This window comes from Arachidicoccus sp., from assembly GCF_050436765.1.
Lineage (GTDB): Bacteria > Bacteroidota > Bacteroidia > Chitinophagales > Chitinophagaceae > Arachidicoccus.
The window spans coordinates 1-15,690 of record NZ_JBNQGD010000282.1 but is presented as its reverse complement, the minus strand read 5'-3'; the positions used below and the strand labels follow the sequence as shown (position 1 = coordinate 15,690).

Sequence of the window (15,690 nt, the reverse complement as noted above, 5' to 3'; positions counted from 1 at the left end):
CCAATTAAATTATTTCTAGACTGTGAGTGAGTAAGACTATCTGCGAAACTTACAACCTGGTAAGCAGCTATGACAAAACTCGGTCGCAAACTAAATTGCTTCGGATCTTTCAATACCGTCTTACTAAAATGTGTTTCTGCCATTGCAACTAAATGACCGCCTGCAGAAAAACCCAAAACACCAACTTTAAAAATATTTATGCCATATTCTTTCGAATGTCCACTAACATAGCGAGCTGCTTTTTGAAGGTCTGTCAAAGGAACAATTTCTCCCTGTTCCATCTTAGATTGATTGGGAATGCGGTAATCCAAAAGAAAAGCTGTAATTCCCCTTCATTCAGCATTTTACAAATCGGAATACCTTCAGTATTATCTGATCTAAAAGCATAAGCACCGCCCAAACAAACGATTACAGCTATATCATTCTTTTTGTGTTGAGGTTTATAGTAAGTAATCGTTGGTATTTCTCCATCTGGTTTAGCATAAAGAATTTTACCATTGGGATACAAGGGGATAATTTTCTGTGAAAAAACATTCCCCCGAAAAAAGAAAAATTATTACTCTTTTCATGCTAAAAATTTTATTTACTCTATTAAATTTAATTCTTTTACCATTCTGGATTCTGTTGCAAATTGTGTCCCGCAGATTGATAAAGATTGATTTCCTGAGTTGGGAGTGGTTGTAGATAATTTTTGGTTGGGTCAAATTTTCTACCAGTTTCAGAAATGAGGAAACCATTTGCATCAGTTCTTGATTGCCAGTCTTGTGAACTATATAATGGGTAATCCTGCCACGTTGAACCTTTAATTTTGATACCTTTTATATCCTCTGCCAATTCCGTCTCCGCAGTCTTCCAGCGGCGTAAATCATCGTAGCGAAACCCTTCTAATGCAAGTTCGACTGTTCTTTCCCTTCGAATTTCTGTACGCATATCCAAATTATGGGCAGCTACAAATGCATTAGTTAGGTGAGGCATTCCTACCCTATCTCTTAATTTATTGATACTCAGATCTAAATCTGCATCACTAATGGATCCATTTAACTCGAACTCTGCTTCGGCATAAATGAGTAATACTTCCGCATAACGAATAATATGTTTATCAAAATCAAACAGGCTAGCATCCCCCATCGAACCAGAGCTATTTGCAATAAGGTTGTCGGTCATATATTTATATAGAATATAACCCGTATTTGGATTTCGTTGTGGCTTATCGGGATAATTCGCAACTTTTATAACCGGGTAAAAAACTCTATTTGTTAAAGTTCCCGGAACTGTCATCGTCATTGTCATGCGCGGATCACGATATCGATATTCAGAAGTCATTGTAGCATATCCTTGAAACACGCTATTAGCATTCGTAATAGGTAGACCAGTTGTATCTAAATACATATCAGCAAGTTTCTTAGTAGGATTATAACCTGATCCGTCATATTGGTATGGAATATCCTGTCCTATTATGCCTCGGGCGTATCTACGATCAAGAATGCACTCTTTTGAATCATCTCCCGCCTCTACAAATAGATACCAATAACTCTTATTACCACTTCCCGTATAAAGCGCATATTGATTACTTGACATAACAGTTTTAGCAGCATTGGCCGCTTGCTTGAGATAGTTATCGTATCCAGATTGACCTCTGAATTCTTCCCAAGTACCTTGATATAATGCGACTCTTGCGAGTAAAGATAATGCCGCACCGCTGGTTATACGACCAATTTCGGGGTTTGAGAGATCTGACTGAATAGGAAGATTTTTTGCTGCTTGGGTTAAATCATTGATAATAAAATCTGCAGTTTGTGCTTGTGACGACCGTGGTGTATATAACGTAGTATCATCCGTTGGCAATACTTTGCTAATTAAGGGGACTCCACCATAGATTTCCATTATTTTCCAATAATACCAAGCTCTGAAGAATTGAGCTTCAGCGACATAACGTTGAATCGCAGTATCCTTTACAAACCCGCTGCCCCGTGCTATTATATCATTACAAGCCCTAATATAATCATAACTGGTAGTCCATTGACCCGATGTTTCCGATAACTGAAGAGTCCCATTACTTACAGAGTTAGGAAAATTAAATGCAATGTCAGATTCGCAGTCTTCAAAGCCAAAACGAGGGAGGCCATTGTAAAGATTATTTGCAGCCAACTTAAAGTCATTTGAATTTTGCCAAAAAGTAGCATCTGTTATTGTATCCTCAGACACTAAATTTATTTGCTTATTACAACCCGTTATCAAACCAATAAAAAAGATACCGCTAATTAGAAAGGTGTATTTTAAATGGCTTATCTTTTTTATATTATTGCAGGTATTTGAAGAAATATTGTTATTTATCTTATATTGATATTTCATTATTTGTCATTTAGATTTTATTAGAATTTTATATCTACACCAATAGAATACACTCGATTAAAAGGATAGGTACTTTCATCCCTATTGCCATCTTCTGGATCGAAATTTCCACCGAGTGTGCCTTTTGAAATTGTAAATAAATCCTGACCACTTAGAAAGACTCTTGCAGATTTTACCTTCAATCGGTTGATTAAAGATGTAGGTAAATCATAGCCTATACTTATGACTTTGAACCTCAAATAAGCAGCATTTTGCATCGTAAGACTGGATGTATGATAATCATAACTTCGTATATCATCGTATCCTGCTGCACCCACAACATATCTCGGATACTTCGCATTATTATTTGAAGGACTCCAAGTTTTATTATAATAATATTCTAGCGTTGGCCAATAAAAGGTATTAGGAGTTGCTATATTACCTTGATATGCTATCATTCTTTTTCCTACACCTTGTATAAACACCTGTAAGTTGAATTGTTTATATCCAAGAGAAATATTAGATGAATAAGTATAGCGGGGTACAAGACTGCCTAAGTAAACCATATCGCCGGATAAGCCCTTTGTCTTATCTCCGTATTCTGTCAATTTTCCATCTCCATCTACATCTTTATACATAACATCACCAATCGCAATATCATTCGGAACCCCTTGTAGTTTCTTATAGTTATCAAGTTGAGATTGTGTCTTTATTATACCATTGTAAACGTATCCGAAATAAGAATAAATGGGATAACCCTGTCTCGTAAAGTTTAATCCTTCCCTATAGCTGTCACTGTTTTTAAGTTGAACAAGTTTATCTTTATTATCACTTAATTGAAGGGATATACCATACCGAAAGTCCCTTATATGATCTTTCCAAGAGATCGTTGTTTCAAAGCCTTTTGTCACTAACCTTCCTTGATTTGATGAAGGCGGATTACCTCCAAAGGTGGCCGGGACTGCAATAGCCACCAACATGTCTTCATTGATTTTGTTGAAGTAATCGAATGAAAATCCCAGCCTCGATTTGAACGTTTCTATGTCAAGTCCGATATTTTTATTTTCTACCGTTTCCCAAGTCCTATTAGTAGAGGCGGGACTAGCAACTGCGCCCGGTACACCTGCATTTGGAGAACCTAATGGATAATTTCCCGATATTGTGATTAATGGAACATAATCAAATAAGCCCAATGAAGATATATCTTGATTTCCCGCTTTACCCCATGAAAGTCTTAATTTCAATTGATCGAAAATATTAAGTTTTTGTATAAAGGCTTCTTTTGAAAGATTATAAGCAAAGCCTAAGGACGGAAATAACTCACTCCATCTTTTAGAGGGAGAAAATTTTGAACTACCATCTGCACGAGCAGTGAAGTCTAAGATAAATTTACTTTTAAAAGAATAACTAAATCGGCCAAAATAAGAACTAAGTGCTTCATTATTTAGATAACCAGAGAAGTTACTATATGCTACATTTGTACGATCTGCCAAATTAAGTGTAAATATTTTATTATCGGGAAAGTTGTAACCTGTAATTGATTGCCCCTGATTATTTGTCTTTTCCAATGAAGTTCCTACAGTTAAATCAAAGTGATGACTTAGTCCTAATTGCTTACTATAATCACCATATAATTGATAAAGCTGATAGGTTGTTTTGTTATTATTATAACTTGCAGAATTTGGATTATTCCGAATATCTTGAACATCTCCTGCCCAATTGTACCGAGTGAATGTTGGAGAAGTATTATTGTCATCTTCATAATCAAGGTGAACACCTGCTTGTCCGGTTAATGTCAAACCATTTAAAACCGTATAATCTGCCTTAAAGTTTGCATTAAATCTTGTATATTCAGTTGTTCCATTTCCTCCTTGAGTAAGAGATTGTGCAGGGTTTTCATATCCTTGATATCCATAAAACTCCCCCTCTGGATTGTAAACGGGCTGGTAGGGAAATTGACGAACGACGTTAGTTAAAGCATTTACAATCATTGTGGGCGTTTTTGTAATATCATTCTCGAAACTTGTATTCATTTGAATATTGAAATTCTTTAAAACGCGAAACCCATAATTTACACGCAGATTATAACGATTAGAATAATTTGTGCCATAATTAAGATTACCATTATCATTGTCAAAACCTGCAGAAACATGATAAGTACTGTTTTTACTTCCTCCAGAAACTGATAAATTATGTATTTGTTGATTTGAACTTTTATAAATCACTTTATTCCAATCGGTATATCCATAAAACCCGGGATAATTGGTAATTCCATAATTCCACCCCTGAGTTAAATCGGGAGAAGCGCCTGCTGTAATGCTATCGAATACGGATTGAGGAAAACCCTGAATACCTGCATTGATTAATCCCTCACTTTGAAATTTAGCATATTCCAGTGTATTCATCATTTTCTTAAGGTAATGTGGAACTTTGAGTCCAACATTTACAGTATAGTCAACGACAGGAGTTCCTTCTTTCCCTTTCTTTGTTGTAATAAGAATCACTCCATCTGCCGCTCTATTTCCATATATTGCGGCGGCGGCATCTTTCAATACAGATACTTTCAAGATATCACTTGGGTTAATTGAATTAATATCTCCCGGAATCCCATCTATTAAAACCAATGGTTGATTGCCATTTATAGAAGAGTATCCACGGATTTGTAGGGTATATAATTGGTTTCCGGGCTGCCCGCTTCCACGTGTGATTGTTACCCCAGGTATTGCGCCCTGAAGCGCATCATAGACATTATTTAAAGGTCTATTTTCAAATACCGTTGAATCAACTGTAGATATAGCACCCGTAACAGTTCCTCTGGATCTAGTTCCGTATCCCACCACAATTACTTGGTCTAATTGACTGTTGTCAGAGCTCAATTGAACATTAATAACGGTCTCATCACCTACAACAATATCCTGTTCTTTATAACCCACAAAAGAAAAAACCAGTGTGTCTCCTTTTCCGGAAACGGAAAGGGAGTACCTACCATTTGCATCCGTAACTGCTCCATTAAGTGTTCCTTTTACTACTACGGAAGCGCCTGCTAATGGCCTGTCTTTATTGTTAGTAATTTGCCCTGAAATAACAATATTATCGCCCGGTACTGTTTTTTGTTCACTTTTAGGAATGGGCATCAATAAAATTTGTGTACTACTGATTACTTTATAATCAATCTTTAGCAAATCTAGTGTTTGGGTAAAAAAATCAATAAGCGGCTTTTTTTGGAAGTCGCAGGTAATTTTTTTATTCAGTGATATCACATCGCTGCTATATGCAAATTTTACACCCGTTTGCCGGGTAATTTGCGATAACACTTGTATTATTTTTTCCTTTTGTACAGAAATGGTGATTTTTTTATCGAGTACTGTTTGGGCTTTAACTACCGGTACTTTCGCAAACAGCGAAAGAGAAAATGCAGTAGCTAAAACAAATTGAAGGAAGGAAAGTTTCATAACAGTAAGAATATTAATAGAATATCTTTTTCTTTTCATATCTTGCAATGGTTTAATTCAATAATTAAGAATTGTGGACTAAACATGGGTATCCTCTACAAAAGGTTATCTTATTTGGAAAGTCCGGGAATGCCCTACATTGCCGGTCTTTCTTTTTTGTTTAAATATTTTGTCAAACTACATAGGCATCTTTTTATGATGATAAAATCTTTTTTTAATTGCCTCCTTCGCCTTTAATGTAAATAGTCGTGCCCTTTACTTCGTAAGATGATTGTGTGGCTTCGCAAACGATATTCAGCTTGTCATATAAAGACTGACCGGAAATATCTCCCGTAAAATGGCTGTCATTTAATTTAGAATTGTCCACTTTAATGCTGATTCCATAAGTGCCGCCAATATCATTTAAAATCTTGGATAACGGTGCATCCTTATAGGTGAAGGCTGCCTCAGGCGGCGCAACATATTCTTCATCACCTTGGATGGGCTTTGGATTATCTACTAATGAAATAACAAATTGATGATTTTGGGGGCTAAATTTCGCTTGTTGGTTGGGCGTCAAAAGAATTTTTTTAGAAGAAGATTTTTTTGCGGCAATCGTTTTTTCTTGCTTGTAAACATACACTTTGCCCGTAACCACATTAACTTCCACCCTGTTCACTTTATCGTGGTTTTTATAGTGCAAAACATAAAAGCTTGTACCAAGCACTTCTGCAAGAAGCCCTTCGTCAGTATGCACGATAAAATGGTGTGCTGGATCGTGCGTGATTTTAAAAAACGCGTTTCCTGTTAAATATACGTTTCTTGTAGTGCCTGTAAATTTCGGAGGATAATACAGGGTGCTTTGCGGTTGCAGTTCTACCGTAGAACCGTCTGCTAGTTTCACGGGTATGTCGCCGTTTTTATTGTTGAAAACAAATTGGTATGTTGGTGGAACTTGTATATGCGTAAATGCTTCGGCAGCAATGACAGACCTGGTTGTATTACGATACACCCATAACCCTTTTAATGCTATTAACAAAAACAGACAAGCGGCTACATACTTAAACCACAAGCGGTAAATAATGGGCTTAGATGCCCTACGGATAATTTTTGGATTTCTGCTCATTTTATCCTTGAGCTTGCCCCAGATCTTTGCTTCAATGGCTTTTTTTTCTTGTGTGGATATTTCTATCTTACTTTCACTGATAAATGATTTGTACCATCGAAAAATTAATTTTTCCTCTTCGGGAGAAGCTTTTCCCGCTAAATATTTTTTAAGTATTTCATCAAATTCAAACTGCCCCATACGAACTTTCGATTGTTACTAATATTGACACTTGAAAATGAAAATACCCTAAACTAATTTATATTTTTTTACAAAAAAATATTGAGATACTCTTTAAGCCTTATTCGTAAAATTTTAAGCGCCTTAGAAATATGGTATTCTACAGTTTTTTCAGACATCTCCATATTTCTTGCAATTTCGTGTGCTGATCTGCTTTCATAGCGGCTCAACCGGAAAATAGTTTGTGTTTTGTCCGGAAGCTCGTGCAAAACACTTTCGAGTGATTCATTTAAAAACTTTGCATTTAGATCATTTTCTGTCGTATTATTCAGTAAGGGAAAATTATGGTTATTTATTTTCTTTGCAGACTCTTGGTTACGCTTGTCATTATAAAAAGTATGCTTTAATGATACAGCTAAATAGGCTCCCAAATTTTTTATCTGGGTATTTTGGCGATTGCGCCACACTTTTTCAAAAACAATCTGCACGAGCTCTTCGGATATTTCCTTAGAGTGGGTTTGCTTCAATGCCCAATTATAAAGATTAAACCAATATTTATGGTAAATCACTTCGAAGGCTTTAGCTGCGTCATCTGTATGAAGAGCAGCTAAAAGCTGGGATTCATCTAAATATTGATAAGGGTTCATAAAATTAATTTAGCATAACACGTGGTCATACTTCGAAAGAAGTGATTGCTTTTTATGTACTTTTATAAAAGAAGGAATGCGTCTATCCGATTTTTTAATTAGCAATAAAACGTTCGTAATTAAACATAAGCCGGTAAACATTTTAACAAACTAATGTTCTTTCATTTGCTAAAATAGTGCTCTTGCTATTAACAACTATCCCGCACTGTCTGTTTGTTCTATTTTGGATAGCATTGCTGGAACAATTAATTAAAGAAGATAGATTGTTTAATAAATAATTTTCTATTTTAATCGCTCTTTATACAAGGTGTACGCCACCAGTTTGACACGCAAAATTTGGAAAACATACCAAGAATTGGTACTTATGAAGAAACCATTATGACAATGGCAAAAAACACTTCAATTCTGTTAGGCGACTATTTGACAATTTCATCAACCATCAAATCCAAAGCGGACGTTTTTCTTCTGCCAGTGAGGTTGTCAGGACTGCTCTAATAATTTTTGAACAAGAAGAAAATCAGAAAAATTAATTTATTAAATAATTATTAATGGGGATTGGGGCGGGTATGAGAACGTAATTCCCAAAGAGGACGGGAACAAGAAATCCCCATTATCTAATTACAGAGATAGAGACGGGTATAAGGATTGAGAACTCAAGAAAGGTGAAAAATCAGGCCTTGTTCAAAAATTCGACCGTAAAATATTTATGGAAAATCTTCAGGGCAAATACTTGAATAATGGGTTATAAAATTAGTGTTCAAGCATCGGAGGACATTGAAAATATTTGGCTATATACTTTGGGGTTACCCAATAGAGGAAAAGCGCAACTGGGAGAAATCGTATTCCTTTATCCAAATTTTGCATTGCGACTCTATGAATTGCGTATCAATAATAGAGAAGATTGAGTCGTTTTGTTTAATGGTGGGGTAAAATCTGCACAAACAAATCAAGGCAGTCTAGACCTGCATTTGAAATGGATTGAAGCTTGTCAGTTTGCAAAGCGAATTGATGAGGCATTGAGAGGTAAAGAGATTTTAGTTGATATCAAAAACAGAAAAATTTTATCGGGATACAATAATGATGAAATCTTATTATAATTTATAAAGGAGGAGAATTATGAAAAGTAAAGTTGCCTGTAAGATACAAGATGAAACCCCTGAAGAGGTGCGCATTTTTGTACGCCAATACACAGATATTGTGATAAGGATAAACAACATTCTTCAGGTAAAAGGTTATACACAAAAGGATCTCGCAGAAAGAATGAATAAAAAACCTTCAGAAATCAATAAATGGCTAAAGGGTAATCTTAACCTTACACTTAAAACGATTGCGAAATGGGAGGCTGAGTTAGGTGAGCCAATTATTGCAACTACATTTCTATCGTTAGCGGTTTAGCTGGGGATGTAGAGTTCAGATAGGCTACATTTCAAGTGAAAGTAAGAATAAACTGGATAACAGTTGTTTAATGATTAAAATGTCCCTTTAACGAGGTATTTTTGTTTTAAGAAAACTTTAATTTTGATTAAGACTAAAATCTAAATGTCTTAAAATCAATTATTATTATAAAGATTTGAGAATGAAAAAATTATTTTACTTGTTTATCCTGATCAGTTTATCAGTTGTTGTGCATGCGCAAAGTGGGCGGTCGGTTTTGGATTTTGATCAAAACTGGACGTTTAATCTGGGCGACGTACCCAATGCCAAAAACGTTGATTTTAATGATGCCAGCTGGCGAAAATTAAATTTACCTCATGACTGGAGCATAGAAGGCGAATTTAAAAAAGAAAACCCGGCCACTGTAGAAGGCGGCGCTTTACCGGGCGGTATAGGCTGGTACCGTAAAACCTTTACCGTGGCTGCAAGTTCAAAAAGTAAAATGGTTTATATTGATTTTGAAGGCGTTTACCAAAAAAGCAATGTATGGATAAACGGCCACCATTTGGGTTTCAGGCCCAATGGCTATATCTCTTTCAGGTATGAGCTCACCCCATATTTAAATTTTGGCGGTAAAAATGTAATAGCCGTACGGGTAGATAATTCTTTACAGCCAAATTCACGCTGGTATTCCGGTTCGGGCATTTACCGCAATGTTTGGCTGGTAAGCACTAGCAAAATTGCCGTTAACCATTGGGGTACTTTTGTAACCACACCAAATGTAAGTGCCAGCCAAGCCGATGTTAACCTGAGCGTTAGCATAAAAAATGCGGCAGGCAGTACTAAACTTGCCACTATTGTCAGCAGCATTTATGCCAATGGTAAAGTAGTAGCAAGCAAAACCCTTACAGGCGTCAGTTTAAAGGATACGGTTACTACTATAAGCCAAAATTTCCGTGTTAATAACCCGGTATTATGGTCGGTTAATAAACCATTCCTATATAAAGTGCAAACTAAAATATTGGTGAATAATGTGGTGGTTGATCAGTATGAAACACCGATGGGTATCCGTTATTTCAATTTTGATGCGGATAAAGGCTTCAGCCTGAACGGTGTTTCCATGAAAATAAATGGCGTTTGCCTACACCATGACTTGGGCGCGCTGGGCACAGCATTTAATGTGCACGCGCTGGAAAGGCAGTTTAAAATATTAAAAGAAATGGGCGTAAATGCTATTCGCACTTCACACAACCCACCTGCACCAGAGTTTTTAGACCTTGCAGACAGCATGGGCTTTATTATTATGGACGAATCATTTGACGTATGGCAGGTTGGTAAAAGGCCTAAATTTGATTCTCATCTTTTCTTTAATGAATGGCACAAACGCGACCTGACAGATCAGATAATGCGCGACAGGAACCACCCATCGGTGATCATATGGAGTATTGGTAATGAAATACCCGAGCAAAGAGATACCAGTGCGGCACGTATAGCCCTCGAGCTTAGCGGCATTATCCACGAACTTGATACCACAAGGCCGATCACAACAGCTAATAGCGAACCCGGGCCTGGCAATAAAATTGTTGAATCGGGGGCTGTTGACCTGATAGGTTACAATTACCACAATAATGAACTTGCCAATTTCCAGAAGGACTATCCCGGTAAAAAATTCATTGGTACCGAAACTGTTTCGGCGCTGGAAAGTCGCGGTGTTTACAATACTTCACCCGATACCATTCAGCGGTGGCCGGGAGGGGCGGTAGTTAATGGTAAATGGCTGAGAAGGCCCATGAATGCCGATAATACCGTTAATGCTTATGATAATATTTCGGCACCCTGGGGCTTTACCCACGAGGAAACGTTGAAAATATATAAAAAATATGCTTTTCTATCCGGCCAGTTCGTCTGGACCGGGTTTGATTATTTAGGCGAACCATGGCCTTACCAATGGCCATCCCGCAGTTCATACTTCGGGATAGTAGATCTGGCTGGCTTCCCTAAGGATGTTTATTATATGTACCAGGGCGAATGGACCAATAAAACAGTGCTCCACATATTACCACACTGGAACTGGGAAGCTGGTAAAGTAGTTGATGTTTGGGTCTATTACAGTAATGCCGATGAGGTTGAACTGTTTTTGAACGGCAAATCATTAGGTAGAAAATCAAAACAGGGCGACAGCCTGCACGTTGCCTGGAAAGTAAACTATGAGCCGGGTACCTTAAAGGCCGTATCGCGCAAAAATGGGAAAGTTGTGAAAACTACCGAAGTTAAAACCGCGGGCGCGCCAGCCAGGATAGAATTAAGTGCCGACAGGAGCATCATACGTTCAAACGATCATGATCTTTCTTTTATAACTGTTAAAATTGTAGATAAGAATGGCATAATGGTGCCTAATGCTGATAATGATGTAAAATTCAAACTATCAGGGGCCGATAGCTTTCTGGCGGGTGTTGATAATGGAAGCCAAACCAGCCACGAATCGTTCAAAGCAGATCATCGTAAGGCATTTAATGGTTTGGCCTTAGCAATTATTGGTGCTGGAAATAAGCCGGGTATAGTAACAATAACAGCAACAGCCGATGGCTTACGTTCTGCATCGTTGCCAATTACTATTAAATAAACCAACTAAGCGCTAACTTAACAAGCCAAAAATACCGCCCCAAACAGTTAATTAATGAAACTATCTATTGCGATGTGTTGATTTTTTCTAAATATTTTTCAATTAATTCCATCTTCCTCAAGGCTTTTGTTAGATCCGCTTTTGCGTCCATCTGGATCTTAATAATTTCATCAATAGACAATTGGGAAATTTCCGGCTTCAATAAATGTATGTCGTAAAGTGGGTCGAACAGACATTTGGCATCAATACCTTTTGAGTATAGGAAATTGATAATATTTAAAATTACATCAGTAGCTCCGCTGCTTTTGCCAAGTTCAATTCGTGAAAAAATGGGCTGATGTGTTTTTGTTTGTTGTGCAAATTCTTTTTGGCTAATATTTAATATCTCACTTCTTATAAAGCGAATTCTTTCTGCAAAAAATAGAAGCATCCATTCTTTTATTGCAAGCCGTTTTTAATTTATACACTTGGATAGTTTCAACTCTGTCAGATGGTTCAAATAATTCACTAGCCTCGATTTTGTTTGAATAAAAATAGCTAATCAAACTATACAGCATATCCAAACTACCGCCAATCCCTTGTTCTATCCTTGAAAGTAATACCTGGTGAAACCCTATTTTTCCGGCAATATCGATTTGGGAAACTTGCAAAATATTTTCCCGAATATATCTAATGCGTGAGCCGATCTTCTCCGTTGTAATTATTTCGATGATTTGTTTTTCATTTGACTATTCTAATTAGATGATTCCCGTGTGTACATTTACTTTAAAATGATTAGAATAAAATTTCATCGTTTAAAAACTTACGTCTAACATTCGGGGCTTGGCGATGGCAGGGAAATATATATTCTTAGCCCTGCTATTGCCAAGTCAAATATTATAAGCCGTTAAGGTCGTCAAGTATAAGTCGTAATTATTTTAGTAGTTCTTCAATTCTCTTTTCAAGATTGGTCTTAGCATTTTTGTCTCCGTTGTAACCAGTAAAAATTTCTACAATATTGCCATTTCTGTCAATTAAAAATGATTTTGGAATAGCTCTTATTTTATAAGCTGCCGCTTGTTTACTATATAAACCTTTTAAGTCTGAAATATTAGCCCAACTGATATTATCTTTTTGAGAAGCCACTTTCCAGTCGTCTAAATTTGTATCAATAGAAAAACTAACCACCTCAAAACCATTTTGGCTATACTTGTTGAAAATATCTTTTAAATCTTTATTTGCCATCCTGCAAGGTCCGCACCAGGATGCCCAAAAATCTAGTAGCAAAACCTTGCCTCGATAATCAGATAGCTTTACGTTCTTGCCTGAAAGGTCTTTACCGGAAATGTCTATAAAATGAACTCCTTTTTTTAATTTATCTGTTGAGATATATTGTTTGATAACATCTCCATATTTAGTATTTTGAAAATTTGGCGGAAATCTATTAAACAACATTCTTAAACTGTCTGTTGTCAAATCATTTCTCAAAAAGTACAGCTCTTTGATTGTAACTAATGAAGGTTGGAAAGTAGCAATAGTATTTAGTCTAATATCTTTTACTTTTGTATCGATAGCAGATATTTGTTTCCAAATTCCCTTAGCTTTACTTTCATCGCTTTCCTTCATTGCTTTGGCAGCAAGACTGTCTCTTAACTTATCAAGAGTTGAATGCTTATGTTCAACTGAATAATCTATTTTATTTAAAGGAGAGCCTTTTATTGTCAGTTCAGAAAATTTATTTTTATCTCCGGTCAGTGTAATAGCTCTGTTTTCTATCCAAAAGTTGAAATAAATGAAATCCATTTCTGGTTTAGGGTATAACCGATAAGTCACTGGTTCCGTTACGCTTCCTTTAAAAAGAAGCTTTTGATGCAGTAAGTATGCCGAATCAATGTTTTCAGTAGAATCAAGATTTACCAAATAAAACTTAGTGCTATCCTTAAATCCTGTTAGATTCGCTGTTACTAAAAACTTATCTTGTTTTTGTTGTCCAAATATTTCACAACAAAAAATAGTCAAACCGAAAAATAAAAAAGTGATTTTGAGAGAGTGCATGTCTTATGGCTTATAACGCCCAGCGTGTTTGCGCTGTAGGGTTTAAAAAATAAATCAAATTTAATCGAGTTTAAAGATAAGATTTAAAGGGATATGACTTGAATTGTTATTTATTTTTTATACAACAACACGAGAGCAAGCACTGGAAAGTCCCATTGAGGGTAAAATTAAAAGAAAAGACAAAAAACTTCCATTAATTATATATAATTTTTAAAAATGTACTAGACTTAGTCAGCGAAGGGAATACAAAAAACTCAAACAATTGAAATCTCACCAGAGATGGTCAACATACGTCGGAATGACAGGTCGTAAAAACAAAAAATATCTAAATGATAATGAGCGAAGAGTCAAAATAATTTATTTTGGCTATAGAATTATCACATTTTTACCTGGTCAACATGCTTCGGAATGCATGGTCAACATGAATCGGAACGGGTGGTCAACATGGTTCGGAATATACAATTAGTTTTAAGACAGATAAAGGAACAGGGTATCAACTTATCGCCTATGGCATTGCAAATGGACAGCCTGTATTAGTGCAACTTTCATTGGAGGTAGAGCCTAAAACCAACGACGACATCCCTGAATTTCCAAAGGAGATAATCCGCTTGGCAAAATAATGCAACAGGCAATATTTTTCTTATCTTTGTATCGGGTAAAAAAATAAAATGAGAACCACAGATATAAATACAAACTTAGTTGATAGCTACTATACATTGCTTAGAAATCTAAGCCCCAATAATAAATTGGAGCTTATAGCACGGCTTTCAAAGTCAATGAAAACAGCCAAAAGGGCAAAGAATAATTCTTGGAAATCTTTGTTTGGTGCTTTGGTTATTGACCAATCGGCAGACGACTTTGTGGAGGAACTTAAAAAAGACAGAAAATTTAGCCGTAAAGAGATTGACTTGTGAAAAAGTATCTTTTAGACACCAACATTTGTGCTTATTTTCTCAATGGAAAGTATGACCTTGAAACCAAAATTGACGAGGTTGGTTTTGAGAATTGTTTCGTGTCCGAAATTACGATTGCCGAAATGAAATACGGAGTTGCAAAAAGCACTCAAAAAGAAAGGAACAGAAAAACTCTTGAAACGTTTCAAACAACGTTTGACATTCTCCCAATTTTTCCCGCACTTGACATTTACGCAACAGAAAAAGCACGACTAAAAACGAAAGGTAAATCCTTAGACGATTTTGATTTACTCATTGGCTCAACTGCCATTTTCAACAACCTGACTTTGATTACAAAAAACGTCAGCGACTTTGACCGACTTGACGGAATTGTTATTGAAGATTGGACAACTGATTAACAAAAAATACAGCCGGCATCAAGCAGAAATCAACTACAAAGTAAAATTACAATGAAAAATATCGTATTTTATGATCCAGAACATGAATTTTATGAATCCAAGCTAAAACATACATAGCTTACCAAATTATATACAGCTCGCTTGTGCGAGCTATTTTATTTTTTAAAGGTGACGAAATTCATAAATTCTTCTCCAAAAGGAGTTATTCTATTTGCAAGTGCACCGTCAACAGTCATCATTGTTCTAAGACTTGAAGAGCTAACAGCGTCCAAAAGACCCATTCTAGCCAAATCATTACAAACATAATTTAATAAAGCAGTCTGATCTTTCAGATCGGGAAAAGCATCATATATAACATCTGATATTGTATAGGTTATACTTTTTGGAATTGGCAATTTTTGGCTCTCGAACCATTCTTTTGGATTCTTCATTAAGTCGAGTATTTTTAAATGCCATATTGTAAACTCATTCAAGATATTGACAAAAATTTGGGTTTTAGATTTTTCTGGTGCTTCTCCTTTAGCAGTGTTTAATATGGCATTTTGAAAAGCAACAATCTTTTCTCTTTCACTGGTCTGCAAAATTTTAGAAGTAATTGAGGATCATGTCAAAATGTTGTGGAGAAGGGGGTAAAAAAATGGCTGCCGACATTC

13 protein-coding genes and 1 pseudogene are annotated in these 15,690 nt (G+C 36.1%); 6 read left to right on the top strand and 8 right to left on the bottom strand.

What is annotated here, in order from left to right:
• The 5 genes from ACQR30_RS12245 to ACQR30_RS12225 all read right to left on the bottom strand — a co-directional run.
• Positions 1-281 (bottom strand): alpha/beta hydrolase (locus tag ACQR30_RS12245; protein ID WP_429735488.1); only part of this gene is annotated, 281 nt, incomplete at its 3' end.
• A 325-nt stretch (positions 282-606) separates the two neighbouring features.
• Positions 607-2,352, bottom strand: a complete 1,746-nt coding sequence (locus ACQR30_RS12240) for a RagB/SusD family nutrient uptake outer membrane protein (protein WP_429735486.1) — start codon at positions 2,350-2,352, stop codon at positions 607-609.
• 20 nt (positions 2,353-2,372) lie between these two features.
• A complete protein-coding gene (locus ACQR30_RS12235) occupies positions 2,373-5,822 on the bottom strand; it encodes a SusC/RagA family TonB-linked outer membrane protein (protein WP_429735484.1) in 3,450 nt (1,149 codons plus the stop codon).
• 175 nt (positions 5,823-5,997) lie between these two features.
• Entirely contained in the window at positions 5,998-7,068 is a 1,071-nt protein-coding gene (locus tag ACQR30_RS12230; RefSeq protein ID WP_429735482.1) for a FecR family protein, read from the bottom strand.
• A 68-nt stretch (positions 7,069-7,136) separates the two neighbouring features.
• Positions 7,137-7,694, bottom strand: a complete 558-nt coding sequence (locus ACQR30_RS12225) for a sigma-70 family RNA polymerase sigma factor (protein ID WP_429735480.1) — start codon at positions 7,692-7,694, stop codon at positions 7,137-7,139.
• A 428-nt stretch (positions 7,695-8,122) separates the two neighbouring features.
• Between ACQR30_RS12225 and ACQR30_RS12220 the strand changes: the two are divergent.
• From ACQR30_RS12220 to galB, 4 genes and pseudogenes are all read left to right on the top strand, one after another.
• Positions 8,123-8,224, top strand: a pseudogene (locus ACQR30_RS12220) (type II toxin-antitoxin system ParD family antitoxin); the annotation flags it as partial.
• A 207-nt stretch (positions 8,225-8,431) separates the two neighbouring features.
• Positions 8,432-8,599 carry a hypothetical protein gene (locus ACQR30_RS12215; protein ID WP_429735478.1) on the top strand — a complete coding sequence of 56 codons (168 nt, stop codon included), beginning with the start codon at positions 8,432-8,434 and terminating at the stop codon, positions 8,597-8,599.
• A gap of 211 nt (positions 8,600-8,810) precedes the next feature.
• Positions 8,811-9,089 (top strand): helix-turn-helix domain-containing protein, encoded by a 279-nt coding sequence (locus ACQR30_RS12210; RefSeq protein ID WP_429735476.1) that lies wholly within the window; start codon positions 8,811-8,813, stop codon positions 9,087-9,089.
• 181 nt (positions 9,090-9,270) lie between these two features.
• Complete coding sequence (gene galB / locus ACQR30_RS12205) at positions 9,271-11,691, top strand: beta-galactosidase GalB (protein ID WP_429735474.1); 2,421 nt, start codon at positions 9,271-9,273, stop codon at positions 11,689-11,691.
• Positions 11,692-11,755: 64 nt separating this feature from the next.
• On the opposite strand, the gene ACQR30_RS12200 is transcribed toward galB, so the two are convergent.
• Positions 11,756-12,121, bottom strand: a complete 366-nt coding sequence (locus ACQR30_RS12200; RefSeq protein WP_429735472.1) for a helix-turn-helix domain-containing protein — start codon at positions 12,119-12,121, stop codon at positions 11,756-11,758.
• A gap of 482 nt (positions 12,122-12,603) precedes the next feature.
• Positions 12,604-13,689, bottom strand: a complete 1,086-nt coding sequence (locus ACQR30_RS12195) for a redoxin domain-containing protein (RefSeq protein WP_429735470.1) — start codon at positions 13,687-13,689, stop codon at positions 12,604-12,606.
• 704 nt (positions 13,690-14,393) lie between these two features.
• Here ACQR30_RS12195 and ACQR30_RS12190 point away from each other — a divergent pair.
• Both ACQR30_RS12190 and ACQR30_RS12185 read left to right on the top strand, forming a co-directional pair.
• A complete protein-coding gene (locus ACQR30_RS12190; RefSeq protein ID WP_429735468.1) occupies positions 14,394-14,639 on the top strand; it encodes a hypothetical protein in 246 nt (81 codons plus the stop codon).
• Positions 14,636-15,037, top strand: coding sequence for a type II toxin-antitoxin system VapC family toxin (locus ACQR30_RS12185; protein WP_429735465.1), 402 nt, complete (start codon positions 14,636-14,638; stop codon positions 15,035-15,037). The genes ACQR30_RS12190 and ACQR30_RS12185 overlap by 4 nt, the downstream gene beginning before the upstream one ends.
• A gap of 155 nt (positions 15,038-15,192) precedes the next feature.
• Here ACQR30_RS12185 and ACQR30_RS12180 read toward each other — a convergent pair whose 3' ends face one another.
• Positions 15,193-15,618: a hypothetical protein gene (locus ACQR30_RS12180; protein WP_429735463.1), complete on the bottom strand. Its 426-nt coding sequence runs from the start codon at positions 15,616-15,618 to the stop codon at positions 15,193-15,195.
• Positions 15,619-15,690: the final 72 nt, after the last annotated feature.

Bases quoted from the DNA above. Each gene is read 5' to 3' on its own strand.
- ACQR30_RS12215 (WP_429735478.1), top strand. From the start codon at position 8,432: ATGGGTTATAAAATTAGTGTTCAAGCATCGGAGGACATTGAAAATATT.
- ACQR30_RS12235 (WP_429735484.1), bottom strand. From the start codon at position 5,822: ATGAAAAGAAAAAGATATTCTATTAATATTCTTACTGTTATGAAACTT.
- ACQR30_RS12225 (WP_429735480.1), bottom strand. From the start codon at position 7,694: ATGAACCCTTATCAATATTTAGATGAATCCCAGCTTTTAGCTGCTCTT.
- ACQR30_RS12200 (WP_429735472.1), bottom strand. From the start codon at position 12,121: ATGCTTCTATTTTTTGCAGAAAGAATTCGCTTTATAAGAAGTGAGATA.
- ACQR30_RS12230 (WP_429735482.1), bottom strand. From the start codon at position 7,068: ATGGGGCAGTTTGAATTTGATGAAATACTTAAAAAATATTTAGCGGGA.
- galB (WP_429735474.1), top strand. From the start codon at position 9,271: ATGAAAAAATTATTTTACTTGTTTATCCTGATCAGTTTATCAGTTGTT.
- ACQR30_RS12210 (WP_429735476.1), top strand. From the start codon at position 8,811: ATGAAAAGTAAAGTTGCCTGTAAGATACAAGATGAAACCCCTGAAGAG.
- ACQR30_RS12240 (WP_429735486.1), bottom strand. From the start codon at position 2,352: ATGAAATATCAATATAAGATAAATAACAATATTTCTTCAAATACCTGC.
- ACQR30_RS12190 (WP_429735468.1), top strand. From the start codon at position 14,394: ATGAGAACCACAGATATAAATACAAACTTAGTTGATAGCTACTATACA.